We start from the raw sequence: 24,999 nt of genomic DNA, 5'->3' as shown, positions 1-24,999 counted from the left end.
CAGTGTCTTTGCCAATACAGTAAGGGGTAGATCCTTGGGCTAAAGAAAGGGAACCGTCGATCATGATGGGCCTGAACAACAATTGGCAGGGCAGCAACCTCGGCGAAGCATTGGAACACCAAGGCATAAGCCGCCGCTCCTTTTTAAAGTTCTGCGGTGGCCTCGCCGCGATTTTCGCCACGGGCGTGCCCTCCATGGGCTCCGAAGCCCAGGCACAAGAGATTGCCAAGAAGCTTGCGCAGGTAGAAAAACCAAATGTTGCCTGGCTACAGCTCCAAGAATGCACCGGCTGCATGGAATCAGTGCTGCGATCAGGCGGCACCACCATCGAAGATATGGTGCTCAACTTGCTCAGCGTCAATTACAACGAGCTGGTCATGGCCCCATCCGGGCAGGCCGCAGAACAGGCCCTCGAGCAGCTCAATGCCACTCCACACATTTTGGTGGTCAACGGCTCCGTACCGCTGAATGAGAACGGCGTGTATTGCACCATCGGCGGTAAATCGGCCGAGCAGATCCTCATCGAAGCCGCCGAAAACGCAGACGCCATCCTCGCCGTGGGTGCCTGCGCAGTGTATGGATCAGTGCAAGCGGCAAGACCCAATCCCACCGGGGCAGTGGGAGTAGATGAGATTATCAAGAACAAACCGGTGATCAACGTTTCTGGATGCCCGCCCATCGGTGAAGTTATCACCGCCACCATCACCTACCTGCTCACCCACGGCCAGCCACCCAAGGTCGATGCCGAAGGTCGGCCGCTTTTCGCCTATGACCAGCGTATTCACGATTCTTGCCCCAAGCGCGCGCATTTCGACGCCGGGCAATTTGTTCGATCTTTCGACGATGAAGGCGCCAAGAATGGCTGGTGCCTCTACGAGGTTGGCTGCAAAGGCCCCTCCACCTTTTCTCCCTGCCCGATCATTCAATGGAATATGCACACCGACTGGCCCATCGGCGCCGGTCACCCCTGCATTGGCTGTACCGAGAAGCACTTCTTTGATCGTTTCACACCCTTCTACGAGGAGCTTCCGAACGTCAGCGGCTTCGGCATTGAATCCACGGTAGAAAAGGTCGGCCTAGGCCTCGTGGGTGCCGCAGCCGTTGGTGTTGCTGCTCATGCGGGTATCACCACGTTCAAGACCATCAAGGTGCGCAATAGCCAACACGACACTGAACTGCTTGCCGCTTTCGGCGATGTCCCCGAAGCAGATGGCGATCCCGGGACGCAGGCAAAGGAAGAAAAGGAAAGCTAAATGGCCGAGAAAGTAGTGATCGATCCGCTCACCCGCATCGAAGGCCACCTGCGCATTGAGCTGGAACGAGAAGATGAAAAAATCACCGATGCGTGGAGCGAAACCACGCAATTTCGTGGGATCGAAACCATCGTGCAAGGCCGCGATCCCCGCGATGTGTGGGCATTTGTCGGACGCATTTGTGGCGTTTGCACCGGCACACACTCCGTAGCAAGTGTCACTGCAGTAGAAGATGCCATCGGCTCCGTACCTCCGCCCCAAGCGCAATTGATCCGCGATATCGTGATGGCCTCCCATGAGGCGCACGACCACGTCGTGCACTTTTATCATCTGCACGCGCTGGACTGGGTCAATGTCGTCAGCGCCGCAGAGGCAGATCCGAAGAAAACCGCCGATTTTGCCAAGTCCATCGGCAGTAGCTGGAAGGGCAATACGCCCGAACAATTTGCCAAGGTCAAAGCCAAAATCCAAGAGGTGCTCGATTCTGGGCAGCTTTCCATTTTCACCGGAGGCTACTGGGATCATCCCGATTATCGCCTGCCAGCAGAGGCCAACCTCATGGCGGTGTCGCACTACCTGGATGCGCTGCAGTATCAGCGCTCGATTATCCGTATCTCCACCGTTTTTGGCGGCAAGAACCCACACCCGAACTTCCTCGTCGGCGGCATGGCCTGCCAAATTGATCCCGATAAATCGGAAACCGTAAACCAGGTAAAGCTGGATCAGGTACAGGCCTGGGCGCAGGAGATTTACGAGTTCATCAACGAATGCTATTACCCCGACGCCGTGGCCATCATGAGCGCCTATAAGGACTACTTCGATATCGGCGCTTCTTCCCCGAACTTCCTGGCCGTGGGCATGGCTGGTGCCACCTATCGGGGTACTCCTCAAGGTGTGCCGGTGAGCTTCCATCACCGCGAAATCAAACCCGGTGTGATCCTCGATGGCGACTACACCAAGATCCAGCCAATGGATACGAACAAGATCAAGGAATATATCTCCTCTGCCTGGTACTCCTATGAGGCCGGAAACGATGTGGGCCTGCACCCCCTTGAGGGCGAAACCACGGTGAACTACACCGGCCCTACACCTCCCTATGAGTGGCTGGCGGATAGGGAACAATACACCTGGTCTAAAGCACCGCGTTACGACGGCCGCGCAGTCCAAGTCGGGCCAGTCGCCCGAGTCTTGCTGGCGTATCTCCAAGATGAGCCGAAGACCAAGAAGATGGTTGATGAGGTATTAAAGAAGCTGGATTTGGAAATCCATCAGCTTAATTCCACCGCTGGGCGCACCTTAGCCCGGGCGGTGGAGGCCGTGACCACGGCCGATGCGCTGCTGAATGTCCTTTTGCCTGAATTCACCAGAAGGCTTCGAGCCGGAGACATCGAAGTATTCGACCCCACCCGTTGGGAACCAAAGTCCTGGCCCAAGCAGGCTGAGGGATTCGCGATGATGGAAGTAGCCCGAGGTTGCCTTTCGCACTGGCTCACCATCGAAGATGAGAAGGTCAAAAACTACCAGGCCGTAGTGCCCACTACGTGGCTTGCGGGTGGCCGCGACCCCGAAGGACAGCTCGGCCCGTATGAGGAATCCCTTGGCGGGGAAAAAGACGGTCGGGGTAAGGCTCGTGGGAAGTGGCACCCGCTGGTAGATCCGCAGCAGCCGCTTGAGCCTTTGCGCACCATCCACTCTTTTGATCCGTGCATGTCTTGCGCGGTGCATGTGCTCGACCCCGACGGGAACCCAACCTTTGAGGTGATTACCCCATGAGCCTGAGTGTTCGCCCAGCAGCCTATAACCCACAGGGCAGTATTGATGAACAGCGAGTGGTGGTTGTAGCAGACACCTACTCATGTCGAAGGCTCACTGCGGGGCGCCTGCTCGCGATGGCGCTGGCAACGCCCAAGCAAGCCGAAGAACCAGTAGACGAGGCGCTCGCTGCATCCCTGAAAAAGAACCGACCGGATATTCAGCGCATCTATGCCAAGCGCTTTGAAGCAGCAACCCCCGAACGCCGTTACTCCCTTGCGCGCGTTGAAGGCTTCCTCATTGATAACCAGCCCCAAGATTTAGTGGTGATGCGCGGCGATTTCGAGTCGGTGCTCGATCGCGCGGAGGTCAATGCTGAGGATCGCACGCCCTTGCGTAAGCAGGTGGAAATGATGGAACGCCTTGGTTATCGCTGCCTTGCTGTAGCCAGCGCGAAGGTGGGGGAGCAGGGCGAGGTCGGCACGTTCTATATGGAAGGCGTGATCGCGCTCGCCGTCGAATCCCGGCGCGCCGCAGTAGCATCAGTTGCGCGTAATCCAAATGCGTGGGTTCGGGTGAATTTGTGGTCGGTGACGCTCAGGGTGCAGCACTGGGCCAATATGTTCTTGATCATTGGGCTGAGCATCACCGGATACTTGATCATGGCCCCGGATCTCTTGCCCGTGCCGAGCTCAAGTTCCGATACGGGCTATATGTTCGGCCTGGTGCGTTTTGTGCACTATCTTTGTGGCTTCGGGTGGCTCTTCCTGGGAGCAACTCGCCTCTGGCTAGCCTTCTATGCCCGAGACAAGCAACTGCGTTGGCGTAGCCTTTGGCCACTTCGTTCTAAGAAAGATTGGGAAGGTCTGAAAGGAACGATTCGCTATTACCTCTTTCTCGACCGCCACGGCCCAACCTACTTGGCGCACAATCCGCTCCAGCAATTAAGCTACACCGGAATTTATGCCATCTGCCTGCTGCAGATGTATACAGGCTTAGCCCTTTATGGCCTATACAACCAGTACAACTGGTTCTGGCGCGCGATGGCGTATCCAATGCACTGGGTGCAGGTGCCCACCATCCGCTTCATCCACGCAATAATCATGTTCGTGCTTTGGGCCTTTGTGGTGATCCACGTCTACCTTGCGGTTCGCGCCGATTCGGTGGAGCGCCACGGTGGTGTGTCTTCGATGATCAATGGCGGTGTGTGGTTGCGTCGCGGCACCAAGCCAATGGATGCTCCGAAGGTCGGCTAGATGCAAGTCACTGTGCTTGGTATTGGCAATCAGATCATGTCCGATGATGGTGTGGGATTAAGCATCTTGGATGCGTTGGCACAACAACCGCGCGCCGGCGTGCAATTTATCCACGGTGGCACGGCGGGGATGGAAAACCTTCCAGCTATCGAAGACGCCAAAGATTTGCTCGTGCTCGACGCCCTTGCAGGCCCTGGCGCTCCTGGCCAGGTGCACACCATCGAAGGCGACCAAATTCCCCGTCTGCTGCAGCAACAACTGTCTCCCCACCAGGTCGGCCTTTTGGATTTGCTCAGTGCAGCACGCCTGTTGGGTAAAGAACCCGAGCGGGTTGCGGTGGTGGGAATCGTGGCGCACAGTACTGAATTGCATATCGGTTTGAGCAAGTGTGTCGAAGCAAGTCTGGGTGAGGCCTGCATGCAGGCCGAGGCAGTCTTGCGGCGTTGGGGCGTTTAGGTGACTTCGATGCTTAATACCCGAAACTCTCTGCCCTTGCGTAGGTCTGCTGTGGGGGTATCGCAGACCGGACACGCCAGAGCAAAGAACTGGTCAATGCGCTGTTCACATGCACATGTTGGGCACCAGACCGTCGCTGGAACGACGTCGATGATTAAACGCGCGTTCAAGGCCTCATCGCGCACGGCCAGCGGCCAGGCGGCGTGCAGGGCCTCTACAACGGCACCGGATCGCTCACCCACCTCAAGGTTGACTGATTCCACCGTGCGCCCCTGCGCCGCCTTGAGCACCACGTCTACCACCGAGGTCAATAGCCCGAGTTCGTGCATATTGTTGATGTTAGCGAGGAGCTGAGCTACGTGAGTGACTTTCTTCAGCGCATCGCGGTCAATGAATTCATTGATCCCTTCGAGGTGCGTCTACAGCGCACACCAAAAGGCCTCCAATTAGACCTCAGTGCCTTGCCCGCCATCGAGCCCATGCTCATTGGCCGTCCGGTATGGGAGGTGCCGGACCTGGTAAAACACCTTTGCGGCATCTGCCCGGTTCCGCATCATCTGGCTGGTGTGATGGCATTGGAGCAGGTCATGGGCATCGATGAGATTCCAGAAGCAGCGCAGGTGACCCGCCTGGTGCTCCTTCTGGGCAGCAACCTTGAGCAGCTCGGCATGATGCGCAAGCTACCCACATTCATCGCGTTAGGGAAGGCAATTAAGGCCACTGCCGGTTGCAGCACCCATTTCCCGGATGTTGCGGTGCCGGGAGGGGTGCGAAAAGAAGTGGATTGGTCTGCATTGCGCGCAATTGATCTTCCTTCAGAGCCGCCAACATCACCAACGCCACCCGCATTCGATGGCCTGAGCGCCTCTTTGAGCCCGCACCCGCTTGGGCCGCAGGTGTGCGTCGAAAAGCTGGGATTTTCGCAGTTCCTCAGCCCCGCAGAATTTATGCAAGCCAGCGCCGTTCCGATGCTCAATATTGACGGTGAGCAGGTAATATACCGAGTGCTTGGGGCTAGCATCGCCAAAACTCTGCATACCTTAGAGCGCGTGATCAGCGGCAGTATCGAATTCGCGCAGGCCGAGCCATCGCAATCAGGCCATGGCATCGGGCTTGTCGACGGCCCACGCGGGCTCCTTGCCCACGAGTATTTCGCCGATGCGCATGGCGCCCTTATTTCGGCACGAATCCTCACGCCTACCGTGCAAAATGAGGCGTGGCTGACGCAGTTGCTCAATAGGGTTGATGCGGCAGATGACACGGAGGACAATGGAAGGGGCTTCGAGCAGGCGATTCGCTTAGTCAATCCGTGTTTGCCCATCGTGCAAGCTCCGGAGGGTGCCATGCGGATCCGTATCGATGGAGGTGAAGAGGATGTGCCTGGGTGTGCCGGCGAAGATTCAGCGCATTGAACCTGGGCTCATGCCCATGGCCACGGTAACGATGGCGGGGCAGGAGCGTCGGATTTGTCTCGCCTATACCCCTGAGGTTGCGGTGGGTGATTTTGTGTTGGTGCAAAATGGTTTTTCGCATAGCACGCTCAGCCCCGAAGAGGCCGCAGAAGCATTGCACACAATGCAATCTCATGGCTTGATTGAAAAGGATGAATCATGTGCCTAGGTATCCCAGCCAAGATCGTCTCAATCGAAGGCAAAGATCGCGCAAAAGTCTCCATCTCGGGCGTGCTCAGGAACGTCAGCACCGACCTCATCACAGAGCCAATAGCGCAGGGAGATTGGTTATTAATCCACGTGGGTTTTGCGCTGAGCAAAATTGATGAGGAAGAAGCGGCCACAACCTTGCAGCAAATCCAGCAACTTGGCGCAAACACATTTGAAGACGAACTCGATTCTTTTAAAACCTCGGATATTTAGGGCTCAACCATGCAATTTGTAGATGAATTCCGCGATCCCGCCGCTGCCCGTGCCCTGATCCACCGCATCCAACACGACACCGAAATACTCGCCACCAAACGCGATGAACCCCTACGCCTGATGGAGGTGTGCGGGGGACATACCCACTCCATCTACCGCTATGGCCTAGAAAACCTGCTGCCCGAATCCATCGACCTCATCCACGGGCCGGGTTGTCCGGTATGCGTCATTCCCATGGGGCGCGTCGACGATGCTATTTGGCTGGCCAAGCAACCCAACGTGCTGCTCACCACCTTCGGAGACATGATGCGCGTGCCGGGATCTAAGGATTCGCTCATGCACGCCCGCGCCGAGGGCTGCGATATCCAATTCGTGTATTCCCCGCTGGATGCCCTCAAACTTGCCCAAGAGCACCCGAATAAAGAAGTCGTCTTTTTTGCCGTTGGTTTTGAAACGACGGCACCTTCCACAGCCGTCACCCTGGAGGCTGCGAAGAAGCATGGCGTGCGCAATTTCTCGGTCTTTTCCAATCACGTCACCATCGAGCCTCCCATGCGGGCCATCATCAATGGGGGCAAAACAGCCGTCGACGGCTTTATTGGCCCAGGGCATGTGAGCACGATCATTGGCACAAAGGCTTTCAACTTTCTTGCCCAAGAATTTAATAAGCCCGTGGCCGTGGCAGGCTTCGAGCCTTTGGATATTCTGCAAGCAGTGTCGATGCTGCTCACGCAATTTGTTTCCGGGCAGGTTGCGGCAGGCAAGGCGGAAGTACAAAACCAATACGCCAGGGTCGTGCGCCCGGCAGGCAATACGGCCGCGCTTGCCATGATGGAGAAGGTCTTCACGCTTCGCGATACCTTCGAGTGGCGCGGTCTTGGGTGGCTCGAACACTCAGGGCTTGGCATTGCCGATGCCTATGCTGATTGGGATGCGGAGCGGCGTTTTGAGGTGCCAGGAAACAGAATCGCAGATCCCAAGGCCTGCGAATGCGGCTCCGTGCTCACCGGAAGAATCAAGCCTTGGCAGTGCAAGGTCTTCGGCACGGCGTGTACCCCAGACACGCCCATTGGCACCTGCATGGTGTCCCCGGAAGGCGCGTGCGCAGCCTTTTATAATTTCGGGCGTATCGACAGAGCCACCACCGAACAACTCGCAGCTCAGAGGTGATGTGAGCGGTGATGTGAGAGAAATTTTCGCCTAGCCCTTGCCTGCTTCGCTCATGTGTTCTATTATTGTTTTAGAACAGATGATCTACCCGAGGGGAGGGGAAATGCTCGCTTACTATCGTCGCTGCGATATGCGAGATCCAGCGTGCCGCATGCAACGCCGCCTCTTCCAGGAGGAATACGCCTTTTGGCAATCGCAGCTCCCAGAGGAACTTGACTCGGAATTCGAGTGGATCGCCGAAGACTTAGCCTTTAGGCTGCAGCACACAAAAACATATGTAGAAAACCGCCTGTGGGCTGTCTACGCTCTCCAACAATTGCCCACGCTCCACGCCCTCCAACAGGCACTCTGGCACCTCGACTTTCCACGGCTCATCGCCATCGCCAATACCCTCAACGTCGCCACCGATAAAAGCTGGGAGGATCTAGACCTCCGGCTTGCTCACTACCTGCACCCAAAGCGCGAAAATCAAGCCATTCCGAGCGCCAAGCAGATCCGGCGTTTTATCCTCGAATACCTTGAGCAGGAGGCCGAGCCCGAGCAGCCAAGCCAAAACATCACCATCACCCCTGTCGCTCCAGGCTTGGCCAGGTTAGAAGTCATTAGTAGTGAAGGCGCTGCAGAAACCATTCGTGATGCAGTAACGAAGCTTGCTCGAAGGCTCGAATGCACAGCAGGAGAGGCCCTGTTAAAGATGGCCTTGGGCGAGAACCCAAATGTCGTGGTCAATACCTATGAGGCACACCCGGCCCGCGGTTTGCGCACCGCTTCGGGGGCAAAATTCAGTGCCAGCGAGCTGGCCACGCTCAAAGCCTCCGCAACATTTAGAGAAGTCGATTTCGATGCGGAGACGGCGGGATACCGCTTTAGCCAAGCCATGAGGGCGAGCATTGCCGGGCGCGATGGCCACTGCCGCTACCCGGATTGCAATGTCGCCGCCGTGTATTGCGATATTGATCATGTTGTTCCCTATGGCCAAGGCGGGCCGACGAGCCCAAGAAATGCCCAATTACTTTGCAGGCACCACCACAATAAGAAAACAAAGAAAGAAATTACCTGCGAAATTAACGAACACGGCCTCGTTACCTGGAAAACCAAAGGCTGCACCATCCTGCTGACCTATCCGGAAGGCTTCTTTGGAGATGAATCTTGCAAGGATCCGCCGAATTTTTAAGCGTATCCTGGGTGCCCAGAGCTAAAGGAAAGGCAGATTGATGAAGAAACTCATCAACGACCCAGAACAGGTAGTTGCAGAATCGGTCGAAGGCTTCGCCCTTGCCCATGAACAGGTAGAGGCGAGTTTCGATCCGATCGTGGTGTACCGGAGCCAAAAATCCCAAAAGGTTGGGTTGGTCTCCGGCGGTGGCTCAGGCCATGAACCCCTGCACGCAGGATTTGTGGGCGAAGGCATGCTCGACGCAGCAGTGCCCGGACCGGTATTCACCTCCCCAACGCCAGACCCGATCCTCAAGGCAGCCAAAATCGCCGATAGCGGCAAAGGCGTCGTCTTTATTGTCAAGAATTACACCGGCGACGTCCTCAATTTCGATACCGCCGCAGAATTAGCGGAATTCGAAGGCATTGACGTGCGCCAAATCATCGTCAACGACGATGTCGCGGTAGAAGACTCCCTCTACACCGCCGGACGTCGCGGCGTTGCCGGCACGGTATTGGTGGAAAAGCTCGCCGGAGCCGCAGCGGAACGAGGCGACGATCTCGATTCCGTCGTTTCCATCGCCGAAGAAGCCGTGCGCAATACTCGCTCGATGGGCGTTGCTCTCACCTCCTGCACGGTGCCTCACGTGGGCAAACCCACCTTCACCCTGGACGAAGATGAGGTGGAGATTGGCATCGGAATCCACGGCGAGCCGGGATCAAAGCGCATTCCCATGGCCGATGCCGATCACATCACTGACCAGCTCATTGACCCAATTGTTGAAGATCTCCAGCTTAGCTCCGGGGATCGAGTCATCGCCCTGGTCAACGGCATGGGCGGCACGCCAAGCAGCGAACTCTACATCATGTTCCGCCGCCTGCATCAGCGCCTGAACCTCGAAGGCATCTCCATCGAAAGAAGTCTTGTGGGCAATTTTGTTACGAGCCTGGAAATGCAAGGCGCATCAATCACACTCATGCGCGTCAACGATTCCATGCTTGAGCTTTTCGACGCCCCCTGCAACACCCCAGCACTGCGAAAGGGAGTATAAGCATGAGCACCCTCGGAACCGAATGGGCTTTAGCGTGGATGCACAAAAGTGCAGAAGCCATTGCAGAACACAAAGACACACTCACCGATCTTGACCGTGCCATCGGCGATGCCGACCACGGCGCGAACTTGGACCGTGGTTTCAAGGCCGTGATCGAAGCGCTCGATGCTGAACAGCCAGCAGACCCGCAGGCGGTATTAAAGACCACTGCTCGAGTACTCATTTCTACCGTCGGCGGAGCATCTGGCCCGCTGCTAGGAACCGCTTTCTTGCGCGCAGCCAAGGCAACACCGGAAACCATCGACGGCCAAGCTATTGCTGCCATGCTCCAAGCAGCCCTCGAAGGAATCCAACAACGCGGCAAAGCGAGCGAGGGTGAAAAGACCATGGTTGATGCGTGGGCACCAGCGGCCCAAGCGGCGCAGGCAACCGAGGGCGATGCGGCACTCGTGCTGTCCATCGCCGCGGGCGCTGCCGAGGCCGGGGCCGCGGCAACCATACCCATGCGTGCCACCAAGGGGCGTGCCTCGTATCTTGGCGAACGCTCCATTGGCCATAAGGATCCCGGCGCTGCCTCATCGGCTCTGATTCTCGATGCGGCCGCCAAAGCAGCCGAATAGGAGTACAGCATGAGCGTTGGGCTCGTTTTAGTGTCGCATTCCGCCGAGCTTGCTCAAGGGCTTCAAACCTTAGCCAAGCAGATGGCACCGGATGTGCCCATTCGTTGTGCCGGCGGCACCGCAGAAAAGGGGATCGGCACCTCCTATGATTTGATCGAATCCGCAGCTCAAGAGCTTTTAGATTTGGGCCACCAGGTGCTCTTCTTAAGCGATTTGGGCTCGGCCACCATGACGGTGGAGATGGTGATTGAGCTCCTAGATGGTTCAGTGCGCTTTGTTGATGTGCCCTTTGTGGAAGGCACCATCGCCGCAGCCGTGGCCGCAGCGCAGGGCGATGAACTCGACCAAGTGGCCGAGGCGGCTCTGGCAGCTATCAAGAGCTTCGTTGAGGTTGAAGTGGAATCGGGTGGCGACTATTCGCGTGAGGCGGTAGTCGCTGATGCCGCAGGCTTGCATGCCCGGCCAGCGGCGGCCTTGGCGGTATTGGCATCGCAGGCTGAAAGTGACGTGTTTATCAATGATGTTGATGCTGAAAGCCCGTTGATGGTGATGGGTCTAGGCATCAAACAAAACGACACGGTGACAATAACCTCAAGCGATGCGGCCGCTGTGGACCGCATCGCCAAAGCTATTGAGGAAGGGCTCGATTAGCGCTTCTGGTACAGCTTCTTCTGCTGGAACTTCGGGTCGGAAGTGACGAGCACGCCCAAGTTACGGAAGATGCCCTCATCCACCGAACCGAGGATGGTGGTGGTGTGAACATCGCAGCCATGAAGGTTCTTCAATTGATCCAGAGCCTTCGCGGCGTCCTCATTGGTTTCAGCGGAAGTTGAAAGCGCAATGAGCACCTCATCGGTGTGAAGACGAGGATTCTGGCTACCCAGGTGCATCGTCTTCAGGCGCTGGATCGGCTCAATGGAACCGGGGGAGAGCAGGTGCACATCGTCGAGGCCTGCGAGCTGCTTTAAGGCATTCAGCAGCATGGCTGCCGAACATCCCAGCAATTCACTCGTGCGTCCGGTCACGATCGTGCCATCGGGAAGTTCAATGGCGCTGCCTGGCTCGCCGGTGCGCTCCGCAACCTCGCGTGCCGGTGCAACGACCTTGCGCTGCGAAGGCTTGATGCCGGCCTTGGCCATCACCACAGCGGCACGGTCGGATTGGGTCGAGTCGATGCCCTGCTTTGCTTCGTCGACAAGCGCCTTGAAGTAGCGGCGAATGATTTCCTGCTCGGCGGCCTCGCGGCACGCGGCATCATCGGAGATGCAGTAGCCGGCCATATTCACGCCCATATCGGTAGGCGACTGGTAGGGCGAAGATCCGGTCAGGCGCTCAAGCAAGGTCTTGAGCAGCGGGAATGCCTCAACATCGCGGTTGTAATTCACCGTCTGCTCGCCATAGGCGGCCAGGTGGAAGGAATCGATGATGTTCGCGTCGTTGAGGTCCACGGTGGCTGCCTCATAGGCCAGGTTCACCGGGTGCTCGAGCGGCAGATTCCAGATGGGGAAGGTCTCGAACTTTGCGTAGCCTGCAGCGGTGCCGCGCTGGTGCTCGTGGTAGATCTGCGAAAGGCAGGTGGCCAGCTTGCCGGAACCTGGACCTGGTGCGGTCACAACCACCAAATCTCGGGTGGTGGCGGCGTACTCATTGCGGCCGAAACCTTCCTCGCTCACCACGAAGTCTTGGTCGGTGGGGTAGCCGGGGATCACGCGGTGGCGGGCGACCTTCACACCTAGGCGTTCCAGGCGTTCGATGAAGGCCATGGCCAAGCGGTTGTCGTCGTCGAGTTGGGTGATCACCACGTGCTCTGCAAGAAAGCCCCGGTCACGGAAGACGTCGATGAGTCGGAGCACATCGTCCTCATAAGAAATGCCAAGGTCGGCGCGGATTTTGTGGCGCTCGAGGTCCTTGGCATTGATGCAAACGAGGATTTCCACTTCGTCGCGGATGCGATCCAACATTGCGATTTTGTTGTCTGGGGTGAATCCGGGGAGGACTCGGGAGGCATGAAGATCGTCGAAAAGCTTGCCTCCCATCTCTAGATAGAGTTTGCCGCCGAGTTCTTCTCGGCGGGCCTTAATGTGCTGGGATTGGAGCTCGATGTACTTATCGCGGTCGAAACCGATTCGGTATGTCATGGACCTTAATCATAACAAGACGAACGCAGAATATACTCCTTGGCATGTCCGTGTATGGCAATAATCAACAGTTCTCGCCCAAGCGCCTGCGCATCCGTCACATCCAAGCGATGAAGGATGAAGGCCGTCCCATTAGCGCTCTCACCAGCTACGATGCCTTAAGTGCCAGTATTTTCGCTCAGGCTGGTATCGATATTTTACTCGTGGGGGATTCCGCGGCAAATGTGGTCTTTGGAAGGCCTTCAACGCTTTCAATGTCCATGAATGAAATGGCTATGCTTGGCCGCGCAGTAGCCGATGCAGCACCGCGACCACTCGTGGTTGTGGACCTTCCCTTTGGTTCCTATGAAGTGTCTTGCCAGCAGGGCGTGCAAAGCGCCATCGAGCTGATGAAGGCCACCGGAGCAGACGCCATCAAATTGGAAGGCGAACGCCCCGAGCTGATTCGCGCCATCGTTGAGGCCGGCATCCCCGTGATGGCGCACCTTGGCTTTACGCCTCAATCCGAGCATGCGCTTGGCGGCTTCGTGGTGCAGGGCAAGGGCGAGGCACGTGAAACGCTTTTTGAAGCAGCTCGCCGTGTGGAAGAAGCTGGCGCCTTCGCCGTGGTGTTGGAAATGGTGCCTCAGGAAATTGCCGGGGAAATTAGCTCTGCGCTGCGCATTCCTACCATCGGCATTGGCGCGGGCAACGCCACCGATGGGCAGATTCTCGTGTGGACGGATGCCTTTGGCCTGGGGCAGGGGCGTGCGCCGCGCTTCGTGCGTCGCTTTGCCGACGTCGCCTCTGTGCTTGATCAGGCAGCGCGGGAGTATATCCAGGAGGTTCATGCCCGAACCTTCCCGGCCGAGGCTGAATCCTTTAGCGACCCAAAGGAGGACTAATGCCACAGCTTGTGCAGAGCTTGGGCGAATTGCGGCGGGCGCTATCAACGCTGCGCGAAAAAAAGCCCGGCAGTATAGGGCTGATTCCGACCATGGGTGCGCTGCACCAAGGCCACCTGCAGTTGGTGGGAGCGGCGGCGGATTGTGATATTCGCGTGCTCAGCATTTTTGCCAATCCACTGCAATTCGCAGATCTTGGCGAATGCGATGACTATCGCAATTATCCGCGCCAGCTTGATCAGGATCTGGCATTGCTCGAAGGCAGCGTGGATCTTGTCTTTGCGCCTTCGGTGGAAGAAATGTACCCCCATGGCGTGCCGGACATTTGGGTTCGTTCGGGACGAATGGGGGAGATTTTAGAGGGCGCATCGCGGCCAGGGCACTTCGATGGGGTAGTCACCGTGGTGGCGAAGCTCTTCAATTTGGTGCAGCCAGATTATGCGTTTTTTGGGGAAAAGGACGCCCAGCAGCTCGCCATCATTCGCCGCATGGTGGAGGACTTGAACTTCCCAGTTGAGATCGTGGCCGTGCCCATCGTCCGCAGCGCAGAAGGTTTGGCGCAATCAAGCCGCAATGCTCGTTTAAGTGCCAAGGGCAAGCAACAGGCCCTGGCGCTTTCTCGTGCGGTGAAGGCGTTGAGTGCCGATCCTGGTGCGATTGATCGCGTGAGTGAGCAATTAAGCGCCGCGCCCGGGGTTAGCCTTGATTACCTCAAAGTGGTGGGGGAGGATCTCTCAGAAGATTCCGAGCCTGCCCTGGTGCTGTGTGCGGCATGGGTAGAGGGCGTGCGCCTGCTCGACGCCGCCCCCTTGGAATAGTTATTTTTCTTCGATGCCTTCGATAGCCGCGGCGAGTCCGAGGTCATCGTCGTCGTCGAGTTCGGTGCGGGCGATATTGCCCTTGGCAAAGCGATCCACCACCATGGCAATCGCGCCGTCGCCGGTGACGTTGCAGGCGGTGCCGAAGGAGTCGATGGCGATATAGGCGGCGATCATCAGCGCCACCTGATCGTCGTTAAAGCCGAGGTTGGCGGAAAGCAGACCAACGGCGGCCATAATGGCGCCACCTGGCACGCCTGGGGCGGCCACCATGGTTACGCCCAGCATAAGAATGAAGCCGAGTGCCGTGGTCAGCGGCAGATCCATGCCATCCATAAACATGATGGCGAAGGCGAAGAGCGTAATCTTCATCATCGAGCCGGAGAGGTGGATGGTGGCGCACAGGGGCACCGTGAAACCCGCCACCGACTGGCTCACATCGTTCTTGCGGGCGCATTCATACGTGACGGGGATGGTGGCTGCGGAAGAAGAGGTGCCCAGGGCCGTGAAGTAGGCGGGCATCATGTTCTTCAGGGAGCTAAAGGGATTGCGGCGCGCAATGGTGCCCGCGATGAGGAATTGCAGCAGCAGCAACACAAAGCTCATCACGATGGCGAGCACCAGCACCTTGGCAAAGGCCGAGAGGGTGGCGGTGAGGTTGCCGTTCATGCCCAGCGAGAGGAACATGCCAAAGATATAGAGCGGCAGCAGGGGCACGATAAAGCCCGAGATCACCTTCATCACCACGCGGCGCAGATCGGCAACGCCGGAGTAGAGGGTGTCTGATTTAACGGTCGTCATGGCCACACCCACCACGAAGGCGAGGATGAGAGCCGTCATCACTTCCATCGGAGCCGGCATTTGGATGTCGATATAGGAGGCGAGCGCGCCTTCTTCCACATCGTGGACGGCCACATCGCCCTGGTTGCTCAGCAGGATCGGGTAGGCCAGCATGGCCACGGCCCAAGAGATCACACCGGAGACAACAGCGGAGCCGTAGGCAATGCCGGTGGTGATGGCCAGCCATTTGCCCGCGCCGCGCCCCAGGCCCGCGATGGCGGGGGTGATGAGCGCGAAGATGAGGACGGGAATGAAGAAGCCGAGGAAGTTACCAAAAAGGCTGTTAAAGGTAACAAAGACCCGCGCGAGCCACACGGGGAAGAAGAGGCTGCAGATAATACCGAGGATGATCGCGAGGATGATCCTAAAAAGCAGCGAGCTGGAAAGTCGCTTGAAGTCCATGAAAATTTCCTTTCGATCGCGGCGAGGGGACCGCATTCGTACTCAAAATACCCTATTAACTCGCATTTCCTAGCTTTTCGACGTCCCAGCGCTCGCATGTTTCACGTGAAACATTGGACTAAGCGAGTAGCATGGCTGGCATGACTTTCGTCGGCATTTTGCTTCTCATTATTGCCCTCTGCGCGATCATCATTGGCGTGCTTGGGTGGACTCGCAAGCTACCCGGCAATTCCTATATCGGCATTAAAGTGCCCGAGGTGCGCAAGTCGCGCCAGATGTGGGATGCCGCCCACCAAACCGCAGGCCCGCTTTGGGTGATCAGCGGCGTGGCCTTCTCCTTTGCCGGACTCCTCTGCTTCGTTAGCAATGCTTGGCTCTGGGTTTTGGCCGCCCTGCTCACATTCTTTGGCGTAGTACTCGTAGCGCTTGGCTCCAGCCTTGGTTCACGAACCGTCGCCGTGCTTGCCGATCACGACGCCAAGCAAGAAGCAGCGCAATCCTCCTGCTGCAGCGCCGGTGGGGAAGAGGAAGCCCCGAGCGCCCCCAAGGTCGATGTGGATGCGCTGCGACGCGCGGTGAAAGATCACTAACGCCTCCCTTGCAGTGTGAGGCAACTCCCAGTAATCTAAATCTTCGTGAATACACAACAATGCATCTGGTGGTGGCGCGCTTAAGGCGGGTCACGTTTGAGGCATTGCAACAACACTAGGCTCGTCAGCTTCTTGCTACGGGCCTTTTGCTCTATCTACCGCACGGGCTCCGGGGCAAGAAGCCACACCGGCGAAAGGGCATGATGGAATTTTTTAGCGCGCGCACGAGGGTGCGCTATCACAGCGACGCAGCCGCGCTTTTTGCTGCGCTCGGGGGCATCGAAGCACACGACGCAGTGCTGCTGGAATCCGCCGATATTGAATCAAAGAAAAAGACCCGGTGCGTGGCCGTACTGCAGGCGGCGCTTCGAGTGACCTGCCACGGCGAGCAGGTTCACCTCAAGGCATTAAGCGCCACCGGCGAGGCGATGCTCGCCCGGCTTGATGGCGAGGCCAAGCAAGAAGCCACCTTTAGCTTCGAAGCCTCCAACGCCCACGACGAACGCGATCGGCTTCTCGACCGCAGCCAGGTGGAGATCTTGCGCCGCCTGCAGCTCGACGCTGGCTATGAAGGCGAGATGCTGCCCTTTGTCGTTGGTGGATTCGCCTTCGATTTCGTGGCCACCTTCGAAGATCTTCCCGAGGTGCAGCCCGGGCCTAATACCTTCCCCGACTACCAATTCCTCGTCGCTGAAACGCTGCTCAGCATCGATCACCGCACCCAAGAGGCAGCGGTGGAGGCCGTGGGTCTTAGTCAGGATGCGGCCGAGGCTGCGGTGGCTAGGCTGCGCGAGCAGATCGAGGCGATCGAGCTTGAGGAGCCCCCGCTTGGGCAAGCGCAGGGAACATTGGATGTGCACACCAATATTTCCGATGCAGACTTCCGCCAAGCTGTATCCCAGCTCCAGGGCAATATCCGTCAAGGTGACATCTATCAGGTGGTGCCCGCGCGCCATTTCACCTGCGAATGCCCCGATGCCTACATCGCCTACCGGCACCTACGCGCCACCAACCCCAGCCCCTATATGTTTTATATGCGCAGCGTGTCTGAGGCCGGACCCTATGAACTCTTTGGAGCCTCGCCGGAATCCAATCTCACGCTCGAAATGCCCTCGCGCCGCGTGCAACTCTATCCAATCGCCGGAACCCGCCCACGTGGTCTCAACCCCGATGGCTCCATCAACCACGAACTCGATATCCGCGCCGAATTGGATATGCGCACCGACGCCAAAGAGGTAGCCGAACACTCCATGCTGGTGGATCTCGCCCGCAACGATCTTGCCCGCGTTGCCGTGCCCGCCACCAGGAAAGTCGCCGAACTTTTACAAGTGGATCGCTACTCGCGAGTAATGCACCTGATCAGCCGCGTGGAAGCCACCCTGCACGAAGATTTCGATGCCCTCGATGCTTATCGAGCTTGTATGAACATGGGCACCTTGACCGGTGCGCCCAAACTGCGCGCCATGGAGTTGCTGCGCGAAGTCGAAGGAGTTCGCCGCGGTTCCTTTGGTGGGGCAGTGGGCTATCTGCGCGGGGATGGGTCCATGGATACCTGCATCGTGATTCGCTCCGCCTTCGTCCAAAACGGCCAGGCCGTAGTACAGGCCGGAGCCGGTGTGGTGCGCGATTCCGTGCCCCAGCTCGAAGCCGATGAGACACTGCACAAAGCCTATGCCGTACTGCATGCCATCGCCTTGGCTCAAGGAAAAGAAGTAGAGGTGCACAAATGAGGCCCGAAGACATCCACGTGCTCATGCTCGATAATCGAGACTCCTTTGTGTATAACCTCGTCGATGCCTTCGCCGTGGCAGGCTATCGCTGCACCGTCTTTCGCAATGACGTAGCCGTAGAAGAAATCCTTGCGGCCCAACCGGACTTGATTGTGCTTTCCCCAGGACCTGGCCACCCACGTGAAGCCGGCTGCATGATGGAACTGATCAGCGCCTGCTTTGATCAGCACATTCCCATGCTCGGCATCTGCCTTGGCTTCCAGGCACTCCTGGAGCACTTCGGTGGCACCGTGCGCCCCTGCGGGCCAGTGCACGGGACGATGGACCACATGAAACTGAGCCCCGCTGGCATGCAAAGCCCGCTCTTTGCCGGACTCGCCACCGACGCAGGCCCCGAAAACCACTTCAAGGGCTCGCTCGTGCCCATCGCGCGCTATCACTCGCTTGGATGCACCGATAGCCCCGAAGCGCTTGAAGTACTCGCCACCTGCGAATCGGAAATCGGCGAAGTGGTGATGGCCGCGAGCACACCCGGCGCCATCGGCTTGCAATTCCACCCCGAATCCGTGCTCAGCCCTGCTGGACCCAAAATGATTGATCGCTGCATTGAGGCGCTGTTAGTTGCGCGCGATGCGACGTCGAAAAGCTAGGAAAATTATGAGTGTAGAAGCATTAATTAAGTACCTGGACAACCCCAACCCCAGCGTCGAGGAGGCCGTGGAAGTATTCACCCCGCTCACCGTGGGCGAATACGACGACGTGCACATCGCAGCACTACTGGCCACCATCCGCACCCGCGGAGAAACGGCCGCAGACATTACCGGCGCGGCCAAAGCCTTTCTCGCGGCCGGGCGACCATTCCCCATCACAGGAAAAGGCCTGCTCGACACTGCCGGCACCGGCGGCGACGGAGCGAATACTATTAACGTGACCACCGCCGCCTCGCTCGTCGCCGCGGCCGGGGGAGTGAAAACCATTAAGTGCGGCAACCGCTCGGTATCCTCCAAATCGGGCTCGGCGGATGTGCTCGAGGCGCTCAACATTCCCCTGGATTTGGACCCCGATCGAGCCGTGCGCCAATTCGAGGCCTCCAACTTCACTTTCCTTTTTGCCCCCGCCTACCACCCGGCCATCGCCCACGTGATGCCGGTGCGCAAGGCGCTGCGGATTCCCACCCTCTTTAATACGCTCGGGCCGATCCTTTCTCCCGCGCGGCCCGAATTCCAGATCATGGGCATTGCAAAACCGTCCATGGGTCCGATGATCGCCGAGACCTTCCGCGATCTTGGTCGCCACCATGCCCTGGTGGTGCACGGCTCCGGCACCGATGAAATTGCCGTGCATGGCCCCACCCGCATTTGGGAGCTTGAGGGAGGGGAGATCACAGAATATGAAGTCACCCCAGAAGAGCTCGGCCTCGATACCCACGCCCTAGCCGATCTTGCCGGCGACGACGCCACTGAGAATGCCCGCCTCATGCGCGATACCTTCGCCGGGCGCGGGGCAGTGGCGCATCGCGATGCCATCGCCGCCAATGCAGGTGGCATGTTCTACGTCACCGGCGCGAGCGCTTCCCTGCGTGAGGGCGTCGAGCGCGCCAAGGAACTGCTCGATTCCGGGGCAGTGGAGCAGTGGCTAGCAACCCACGAGGAGGCCAACTATGGCGGATAAGGCCCTGCCCACCGTGCTTGAGGGCATCGTTCAGGCCCGACGCGGGCACCTCGCAGATATCCGCGAGCGGATCAACCACGTGGATCCCGAGACCCTTCCGCGCTCTGAGCGTTCGCTTTTTCAATCTCTTTCCGCTCCCGGCGGTCCGCACTTCATCATGGAGTGCAAGGCAGCATCGCCCTCCCTGGGGCTGATCCGTGCCTCCTATCATCCCGGAGAGATTGCGCGCGTCTATTCTCGCTACGCGGCGGGCATTAGCGTGCTGTGCGAGCCGGAGCGTTTCGGCGGCGACTACGATCACTTGGCCACCGTGGCGTCTTCCACGCATCTTCCGGTGCTGTGCAAGGACTTCATCATTGATCCGGTGCAGGTGCATGCGGCGCGCTACTTCGGTGCCGATGCCATCCTGCTCATGCTGAGCATCTTGGATGATGATGAATACCGTCTACTTTCCGCCGAGGCGCAACGCCTTGGGCTAGATGTGCTCACGGAGGTCATTGATGAGGAAGAAGTAGCCCGCGCGCAGCGCTTGGGCGCGAAGATCTTCGGCATCAATCACCGCAACCTTCACGATCTTTCCATCGATCTTGGCCGCTCTGCCCGTTTGGCTTCGCTGATTCCCGATGACGCAGTGGTGGTCTCCGAGTCGGGTATCCGCGAGCACGCTGTGGTGCGTAAGCTCGCCGCGCATTCCGACGCCTACCTGGTTGGCTCGCACCTCACCGGGCAGGAGGATGTGGATCAGGCTGCCCGCAGCCTCGTGTTTGGCGAACATAAGGTGTGCGGTTTGCGTTCTCCCTCCGCCGCCCAAGCAGCCCGCGCGGCAGGCGCCCTCTACGGCGGGCTCATTTTTGAGCAAGCCAGCCCGCGCAATGTTTCACGTGAAACATCGGCCGAAATTATCGCCGCGGAACCTGGGTTGCGCTATGTGGCCGTATCCAGGCGCACCGATGGTTGGGCCGAGCTGATCCAGGAGGGCATCCATGCCGTGCAGGTCCACGCCCCTTACCAAGGCTCCATCGAGGCCGAGCGCGCGTTGATTGCTCGGGTGCGCGAAGAGGTAGGGGAGGGCATGAAGGTCTGGCGCGCGGTTTCCATGAGTGCGCCGGAAGGCCCAGCGCTGGCCCGCGCCCTCGTCGACGACGTAGACCTCCTCGTGCTCGACGCAGCAGATGGCGGCAGCGGCACACGCTTTGATTGGGCATCGGTGCCCGAGGAAGTACGCCAGCACAGCCTGCTTGCCGGTGGCATCGACCTAGAGAATCTCCATGAGGCACTCGGCATTGAGTGCCTCGGCGTGGACCTGAATTCCGGGGTGGAATACCACCACGCCGGCTCCTTCAATCACCACAAAGACGCAGGCGCGCTACGCCGGGCGTTTCACATCATCCGCACCGACGCAAAGGACGCGAAACGTGACTGAATCATCGACCATCCTGCCCGCATACTTTGGAGAATTCGGCGGACAATTTGTACCCGAATCCTTGATCCCCGCCTTAGATCAGCTTGAGCGCGCCTTCGTTGATGCCATGGAATCCGAGGCCTTCCGCGAAGAACTCCGCGGCTACCTCCGCGACTACCTGGGCCGCCCGACACCGCTCACCGAATGCTCGAAGCTGCCCCTCAGCCGCAAGCAAGGCGAATCCAAGGTGCGCATCTTTCTCAAGCGCGAGGACCTCGTGCACGGCGGCGCACATAAAACCAACCAGGTCATCGGCCAGGCGCTCCTAGCCAAGCGCATGGGCAAAACGCGCATCATCGCCGAAACCGGCGCCGGCCAACACGGCACCGCCACCGCCTTGGCCTGTGCGCTCTTGGATCTCGAATGCGTGATTTATATGGGCGCGAAAGACGTGGAGCGCCAGCAGCCCAATGTCTATCGCATGGAGCTGATGGGCGCGAAGGTGGTGCCGGTGGATTCCGGATCCGGCACCCTCAAGGATGCCGTGAACGAGGCGCTGCGCGACTGGACGGCCACCTTCCACGAATCTCACTACCTGCTCGGCACCGCCGCAGGCCCGCACCCATTCCCCACCATCGTGCGTGAATTCCACCGCGTTATTTCCACCGAGGCCAAAGCCCAAATGCTTGAGCGCACCGGCGGCCTGCCCGATGTAGTGGTTGCCTGCGTAGGTGGCGGCTCCAATGCCATTGGCATGTTTGCCGATTTCATTGATGAGCCCTCCGTGGAGCTCGTAGGCGCAGAACCCGGCGGGCACGGCCTGGACTCGGGGGAGCACGGTGCGACCATTAACGCCGGCCAAATCGGCATCCTCCACGGCACCCGCGGCTACCTCATGCGCAATGGTGATGGGCAGGTAGAAGAAAGCTACTCCATCTCCGCTGGCTTAGACTACCCAGGCGTAGGCCCCCAGCATGCCTACTTAGCCGCCAGCGGCCGGGCAAAATATGTGGCCATCACCGACGCAGAAGCCCTCGAGGCCTTCCAATTGCTTTCACGTGAAGAGGGCATCATTCCCGCCTTAGAATCCAGCCACGCGCTGGCCTACGCCCTCAAACGCGCCGCCATTGCAGACCGCGAAGGCAAGGCCTTGAACATTCTCGTCTCCCTTTCCGGACGAGGTGACAAAGACATTGACCATGTTCGCGCCACCCTCGAGGCCAACCCCGAGCTCAAGCTGAAAGGCTAAGAACCATGACCCGTTATGAAGCACTCTTCCAACGCCTGGGCAACGAGGGCGCCTTTGTTCCCTTCGTCATGTTGGGCGATCCCACACCCGAAGATTCTTTGCACATCATCCGCACCCTCATCCAAGCCGGGGCCGATGCTCTGGAGCTCGGCGTCCCCTTTTCCGATCCCGTTGCCGATGGCCCCACCATTCAACGCTCGCACCTGCGCGCACTCGATGCAGGGGCAACGGTAGATAGCTCCCTGGATCTCATTGCACAGATCCGCGAGGAATTCCCCGAGGTTCCCATCGGCTTGCTCATCTATGGCAACGTGCCCTTTACCCGCGGCATCGATCGCTTCTATGAGGAGTTTGCCAAGGCCGGGGCTGATTCCATCTTGATTCCAGATGTGCCCGTGCGCGAAGGCCAGCCCTTTATTGCCGCCGCCGAACAAGCCGGCATCGATCCCATCTTCATTGCACCAGCCAGGGCCAGCGAGGCAACACTCAAGGGTGTGGCGGCACATTCCAAGGGCTATATCTACGCCATTTCACGTGATGGCGTTACCGGCACCGAGCGCGCATCGGAGACGACCGGGCTGCAAGAAGTAGTGGAAAATATTGAGCGCTTTGATGGTGCTCCCATTCTGCTTGGCTTTGGCATCTCCACCCCGGAACACGTTGCCGAGGCCATCGCGGCCGGAGCCAGGGGAGCGATTAGTGGTTCGGCGATCACCTCCATTATCGAGCGCCACTGCGAAGGCGAACATCCTGAGCCGGCAAAGTTGCGCGACCCGGAGGCGCTTGGCAAAGAGTTAGGAGAGTTTGTGCGCGGCATGAAGGCTGCGACCAAGCAATAATCTTGCGGAGTTTCGGGCCATTTTTTGGGTTGTGGGAGCTCGTGCTATTTGCGTCACGGTGACGTTATATAGAAGACTTGCTTAGGTCATGGTTGGTTTTGCTCATGGGGCTGCGGTGCCATACTCATAGGCATGAACCAGCCCGAGCAACACCTCTGTTCCCGACGAGCCTTCCTCATCGGCAGCGCAACCACCTTCGCCGGTGCACTCCTGGTGGCTTGCGGGGGAGAAAAGAACGTGCCCCAAGACATCGCCGTGAATGACGTCCCCGTGGGGAGTGCGGTGATCGTAGATAAATACATCATTGCCCAACCCACCCAGGGCGACTACAAAGCCTACTCAGCCATCTGCCCCCACCAGGGCGCGCCAATCACCGTGGTGGAAGGCGACACCGTCAAATGCACCAAACACGGCTCCAAATTCAGCATCAAAGACGGCAGCGTGCTCAACGGCCCGGCCCGGCAACCCCTCGAATCAGTGGGGGCGCATGAGGATAACGGCCAAATCCACATCAACTAAGGCGGGGAGCTCAGCAGCGGGCACCATAGGAGCTTGCACTAGCCCCGGCGACTAGGCTTTGGGCATGCGCCGAATCTCCATCGACCCGCTGATCGTGCTGATCCTCTCGGCGGTCTTGCTCGCCATCGTCTTTCCTGTGCGCGGGCAGGCCGCCGAGTGGTTCCGCTACGCCACAGATATCGCCATCGCAGCGCTGTTTTTCCTATACGGCGCCAGGCTCTCTACCCGTGAGGCTCTCGAAGGCCTGAAACATTGGCGCTTGCACCTCACCATCTTGGCATTTACCTTTGTGCTCTTCCCTCTCATCGGCATAGCACTCCAACCCCTAGGCTCCTGGTTCGGCGCCGGCATCGCCATGGGGCTGATGTATCTGACCCTGGTGCCCTCCACCGTGCAATCCTCGGTGGCCTTTACCTCCATTGCAAAGGGCAATGTCGCAGGCGCCATCGTCAGCGCCTCACTTTCCAACATGCTCGGGGTCTTCCTCACACCAATCTTGGTGATGGCGCTGATGACCCACGACGGCTCGGTGCACGTCGATACCAGCGTCTTTATCAAAATCGCCACCCAACTACTGTTGCCCTTCGTGCTCGGCCAATTGCTCAGACCCATTGTTGGGGCAGTAGCTGCCACCAAAGGCACCAAGGTGGTCGACCGCGGCTCAATTACCATGGTGGTGTATTCGGCCTTTTCTCAGGGCATGGTGGCCGGTATTTGGGCCAGCATCGGCGCAATGCAGATCATCGCCCTGATCGTGCTCTCTGCCGCGATTGTTGCCCTGATGCTGTGGTTGAGCAAGCTCGTGGCGAAAAAACTTCATTTTGGGCGAGGCGATCGTATCGCTATACAATTTTGCGGTTCTAAAAAATCCCTCGCATCTGGGCTTCCCATGGCGGCGGTGATCTTCGGCGGTGCGCAGCTTTCGCTGCTGATTTTGCCGCTCATGATCTTCCACCAGGTGCAATTGATCATGTGCTCCTGGTACGCCCAGCACCTCCATTCCCAAAAACGCTAGAAAGGGCGCAGCATTGCTCTACGTACGCACCACCTTCACCATCCCTGGGGTAGGCCAAAGCATCCACATTGCAGAACTAGAACCCATCGGGCCTCACACCTGCCGCATGCACCGCATGATTGAGCTCGACCCCCAAGGCGTTATCCGCGGCAGCGTCCACGGCACGCAGATCAAAGGCGAAGCCACCCCACCCATGCAGGAAGTACCCCACCCCGATACCTACGAGCAATACGACGGCATCCAGGCCGAGCATCTCGACGCAGCAAGCTTCCAGGCGTTATGGGCAGAAGCCGAAGCCAAGCTTGGATCCTAAG

The 24,999-nt window shown here is 58.6% G+C and carries 27 protein-coding genes; 24 read left to right on the top strand and 3 right to left on the bottom strand.

All coding sequences use genetic code 11. The annotated features are described in order from the left end of the window. Nucleotides 1-62 precede the first annotated feature (62 nt). The 4 genes from IEU99_RS10570 to IEU99_RS10555 are packed head-to-tail and all read left to right on the top strand — an operon-like array spanning nucleotide 63 to nucleotide 4,717. The gene (locus IEU99_RS10570) at nucleotides 63-1,253 is read left to right on the top strand and encodes a hydrogenase small subunit (RefSeq protein ID WP_229718482.1); all 1,191 of its coding nucleotides are present in this window, start codon (nucleotides 63-65) and stop codon (nucleotides 1,251-1,253) included. Next, the gene (locus tag IEU99_RS10565; protein ID WP_128890704.1) at nucleotides 1,254-3,026 is read left to right on the top strand and encodes a nickel-dependent hydrogenase large subunit; all 1,773 of its coding nucleotides are present in this window, start codon (nucleotides 1,254-1,256) and stop codon (nucleotides 3,024-3,026) included. Next, nucleotides 3,023-4,261, top strand: a complete 1,239-nt coding sequence (cybH, locus tag IEU99_RS10560) for a Ni/Fe-hydrogenase, b-type cytochrome subunit (protein WP_128890705.1) — start codon at nucleotides 3,023-3,025, stop codon at nucleotides 4,259-4,261. Before IEU99_RS10565 ends, cybH begins: the two co-directional genes overlap by 4 nt. After that, nucleotides 4,262-4,717 (top strand): hydrogenase maturation protease, encoded by a 456-nt coding sequence (locus IEU99_RS10555; protein ID WP_128890706.1) that lies wholly within the window; start codon nucleotides 4,262-4,264, stop codon nucleotides 4,715-4,717. It abuts the gene before it with no gap. On the opposite strand, the gene IEU99_RS10550 is transcribed toward IEU99_RS10555, so the two are convergent. Then, the gene (locus tag IEU99_RS10550; RefSeq protein WP_128890707.1) at nucleotides 4,714-5,046 is read right to left on the bottom strand and encodes a hydrogenase maturation nickel metallochaperone HypA/HybF; all 333 of its coding nucleotides are present in this window, start codon (nucleotides 5,044-5,046) and stop codon (nucleotides 4,714-4,716) included. The genes IEU99_RS10555 and IEU99_RS10550 overlap by 4 nt on opposite strands. Nucleotides 5,047-5,076: 30 nt before the next feature. Here IEU99_RS10550 and IEU99_RS10545 point away from each other — a divergent pair, with 30 nt between their 5' ends. The 8 genes from IEU99_RS10545 to dhaM all read left to right on the top strand — a co-directional run bounded on the left by IEU99_RS10545 (nucleotide 5,077) and on the right by dhaM (nucleotide 11,239). After that, nucleotides 5,077-6,129: a nickel-dependent hydrogenase large subunit gene (locus IEU99_RS10545; protein ID WP_128890708.1), complete on the top strand. Its 1,053-nt coding sequence runs from the start codon at nucleotides 5,077-5,079 to the stop codon at nucleotides 6,127-6,129. Next, nucleotides 6,104-6,337, top strand: a complete 234-nt coding sequence (locus tag IEU99_RS10540) for a HypC/HybG/HupF family hydrogenase formation chaperone (RefSeq protein WP_229718481.1) — start codon at nucleotides 6,104-6,106, stop codon at nucleotides 6,335-6,337. Before IEU99_RS10545 ends, IEU99_RS10540 begins: the two co-directional genes overlap by 26 nt. Then, nucleotides 6,328-6,591: a HypC/HybG/HupF family hydrogenase formation chaperone gene (locus tag IEU99_RS10535; RefSeq protein WP_128890710.1), complete on the top strand. Its 264-nt coding sequence runs from the start codon at nucleotides 6,328-6,330 to the stop codon at nucleotides 6,589-6,591. The genes IEU99_RS10540 and IEU99_RS10535 overlap by 10 nt, the downstream gene beginning before the upstream one ends. A gap of 9 nt (nucleotides 6,592-6,600) precedes the next feature. Continuing rightward, complete coding sequence (gene hypD, locus IEU99_RS10530; RefSeq protein WP_128890711.1) at nucleotides 6,601-7,761, top strand: hydrogenase formation protein HypD; 1,161 nt, start codon at nucleotides 6,601-6,603, stop codon at nucleotides 7,759-7,761. 103 nt (nucleotides 7,762-7,864) lie between these two features. Then, nucleotides 7,865-8,935: an HNH endonuclease signature motif containing protein gene (locus tag IEU99_RS10525; protein WP_164931206.1), complete on the top strand. Its 1,071-nt coding sequence runs from the start codon at nucleotides 7,865-7,867 to the stop codon at nucleotides 8,933-8,935. Nucleotides 8,936-8,975: 40 nt separating this feature from the next. Then, entirely contained in the window at nucleotides 8,976-9,968 is a 993-nt protein-coding gene (dhaK, locus tag IEU99_RS10520; protein WP_128890713.1) for a dihydroxyacetone kinase subunit DhaK, read from the top strand. Between the two features lie 2 nt (nucleotides 9,969-9,970). Beyond that, the gene (gene dhaL, locus IEU99_RS10515; RefSeq protein WP_128890714.1) at nucleotides 9,971-10,588 is read left to right on the top strand and encodes a dihydroxyacetone kinase subunit DhaL; all 618 of its coding nucleotides are present in this window, start codon (nucleotides 9,971-9,973) and stop codon (nucleotides 10,586-10,588) included. Nucleotides 10,589-10,597: 9 nt separating this feature from the next. Next, the gene (dhaM, locus tag IEU99_RS10510) at nucleotides 10,598-11,239 is read left to right on the top strand and encodes a dihydroxyacetone kinase phosphoryl donor subunit DhaM (protein WP_128890715.1); all 642 of its coding nucleotides are present in this window, start codon (nucleotides 10,598-10,600) and stop codon (nucleotides 11,237-11,239) included. Here dhaM and IEU99_RS10505 read toward each other — a convergent pair. Continuing rightward, nucleotides 11,236-12,726, bottom strand: a complete 1,491-nt coding sequence (locus IEU99_RS10505) for a DUF1846 domain-containing protein (protein ID WP_128890716.1) — start codon at nucleotides 12,724-12,726, stop codon at nucleotides 11,236-11,238. The two genes, dhaM and IEU99_RS10505, sit on opposite strands and share 4 nt — an antisense overlap. A gap of 44 nt (nucleotides 12,727-12,770) precedes the next feature. On the opposite strand from IEU99_RS10505, the gene panB reads away from it, so the two are divergent. Beyond that, complete coding sequence (panB, locus tag IEU99_RS10500; RefSeq protein ID WP_128890717.1) at nucleotides 12,771-13,610, top strand: 3-methyl-2-oxobutanoate hydroxymethyltransferase; 840 nt, start codon at nucleotides 12,771-12,773, stop codon at nucleotides 13,608-13,610. Further along, nucleotides 13,610-14,428 (top strand): pantoate--beta-alanine ligase, encoded by an 819-nt coding sequence (panC, locus tag IEU99_RS10495; protein WP_128890718.1) that lies wholly within the window; start codon nucleotides 13,610-13,612, stop codon nucleotides 14,426-14,428. Before panB ends, panC begins: the two co-directional genes overlap by 1 nt. Here the strand turns inward: panC and IEU99_RS10490 are convergent, their stop codons facing one another. Next, nucleotides 14,429-15,670 (bottom strand): dicarboxylate/amino acid:cation symporter, encoded by a 1,242-nt coding sequence (locus tag IEU99_RS10490; RefSeq protein WP_128890719.1) that lies wholly within the window; start codon nucleotides 15,668-15,670, stop codon nucleotides 14,429-14,431. It abuts the gene before it with no gap. A 140-nt stretch (nucleotides 15,671-15,810) separates the two neighbouring features. On the opposite strand from IEU99_RS10490, the gene IEU99_RS10485 reads away from it, so the two are divergent. The 10 genes from IEU99_RS10485 (at nucleotide 15,811) to IEU99_RS10440 (ending at nucleotide 24,998) form a co-directional block, all read left to right on the top strand. Beyond that, entirely contained in the window at nucleotides 15,811-16,260 is a 450-nt protein-coding gene (locus IEU99_RS10485; RefSeq protein ID WP_164931207.1) for an SdpI family protein, read from the top strand. Between the two features lie 200 nt (nucleotides 16,261-16,460). Next, nucleotides 16,461-17,990 (top strand): anthranilate synthase component 1, encoded by a 1,530-nt coding sequence (locus IEU99_RS10480; protein ID WP_128890721.1) that lies wholly within the window; start codon nucleotides 16,461-16,463, stop codon nucleotides 17,988-17,990. After that, a complete protein-coding gene (locus tag IEU99_RS10475; RefSeq protein WP_128890722.1) occupies nucleotides 17,987-18,640 on the top strand; it encodes an anthranilate synthase component II in 654 nt (217 codons plus the stop codon). Before IEU99_RS10480 ends, IEU99_RS10475 begins: the two co-directional genes overlap by 4 nt. Nucleotides 18,641-18,647: 7 nt before the next feature. After that, complete coding sequence (gene trpD / locus IEU99_RS10470) at nucleotides 18,648-19,661, top strand: anthranilate phosphoribosyltransferase (protein WP_128890723.1); 1,014 nt, start codon at nucleotides 18,648-18,650, stop codon at nucleotides 19,659-19,661. Continuing rightward, complete coding sequence (trpCF, locus tag IEU99_RS10465) at nucleotides 19,651-21,084, top strand: bifunctional indole-3-glycerol-phosphate synthase TrpC/phosphoribosylanthranilate isomerase TrpF (RefSeq protein ID WP_128890724.1); 1,434 nt, start codon at nucleotides 19,651-19,653, stop codon at nucleotides 21,082-21,084. Before trpD ends, trpCF begins: the two co-directional genes overlap by 11 nt. Further along, the gene (gene trpB / locus IEU99_RS10460; protein WP_128890725.1) at nucleotides 21,077-22,312 is read left to right on the top strand and encodes a tryptophan synthase subunit beta; all 1,236 of its coding nucleotides are present in this window, start codon (nucleotides 21,077-21,079) and stop codon (nucleotides 22,310-22,312) included. The genes trpCF and trpB overlap by 8 nt, the downstream gene beginning before the upstream one ends. Before the next feature lie 5 nt (nucleotides 22,313-22,317). Next, nucleotides 22,318-23,151 (top strand): tryptophan synthase subunit alpha, encoded by an 834-nt coding sequence (gene trpA, locus IEU99_RS10455; RefSeq protein WP_128890726.1) that lies wholly within the window; start codon nucleotides 22,318-22,320, stop codon nucleotides 23,149-23,151. A 132-nt stretch (nucleotides 23,152-23,283) separates the two neighbouring features. Next, the gene (locus IEU99_RS10450; protein WP_128890727.1) at nucleotides 23,284-23,670 is read left to right on the top strand and encodes a Rieske (2Fe-2S) protein; all 387 of its coding nucleotides are present in this window, start codon (nucleotides 23,284-23,286) and stop codon (nucleotides 23,668-23,670) included. Nucleotides 23,671-23,734: 64 nt separating this feature from the next. Further along, nucleotides 23,735-24,685, top strand: a complete 951-nt coding sequence (locus IEU99_RS10445) for a bile acid:sodium symporter family protein (RefSeq protein ID WP_128890728.1) — start codon at nucleotides 23,735-23,737, stop codon at nucleotides 24,683-24,685. Between the two features lie 13 nt (nucleotides 24,686-24,698). Continuing rightward, nucleotides 24,699-24,998 carry a hypothetical protein gene (locus tag IEU99_RS10440; RefSeq protein WP_128890729.1) on the top strand — a complete coding sequence of 100 codons (300 nt, stop codon included), beginning with the start codon at nucleotides 24,699-24,701 and terminating at the stop codon, nucleotides 24,996-24,998. Nucleotide 24,999: the final 1 nt, after the last annotated feature.

The organism is Corynebacterium pelargi, assembly GCF_014635485.1.
Taxonomy (GTDB): Bacteria; Actinomycetota; Actinomycetes; order Mycobacteriales; family Mycobacteriaceae; genus Corynebacterium; species Corynebacterium pelargi.
The sequence above is the reverse complement of the archived record's forward strand: the minus strand, read 5'-3'. Positions and strand labels throughout refer to the sequence as shown.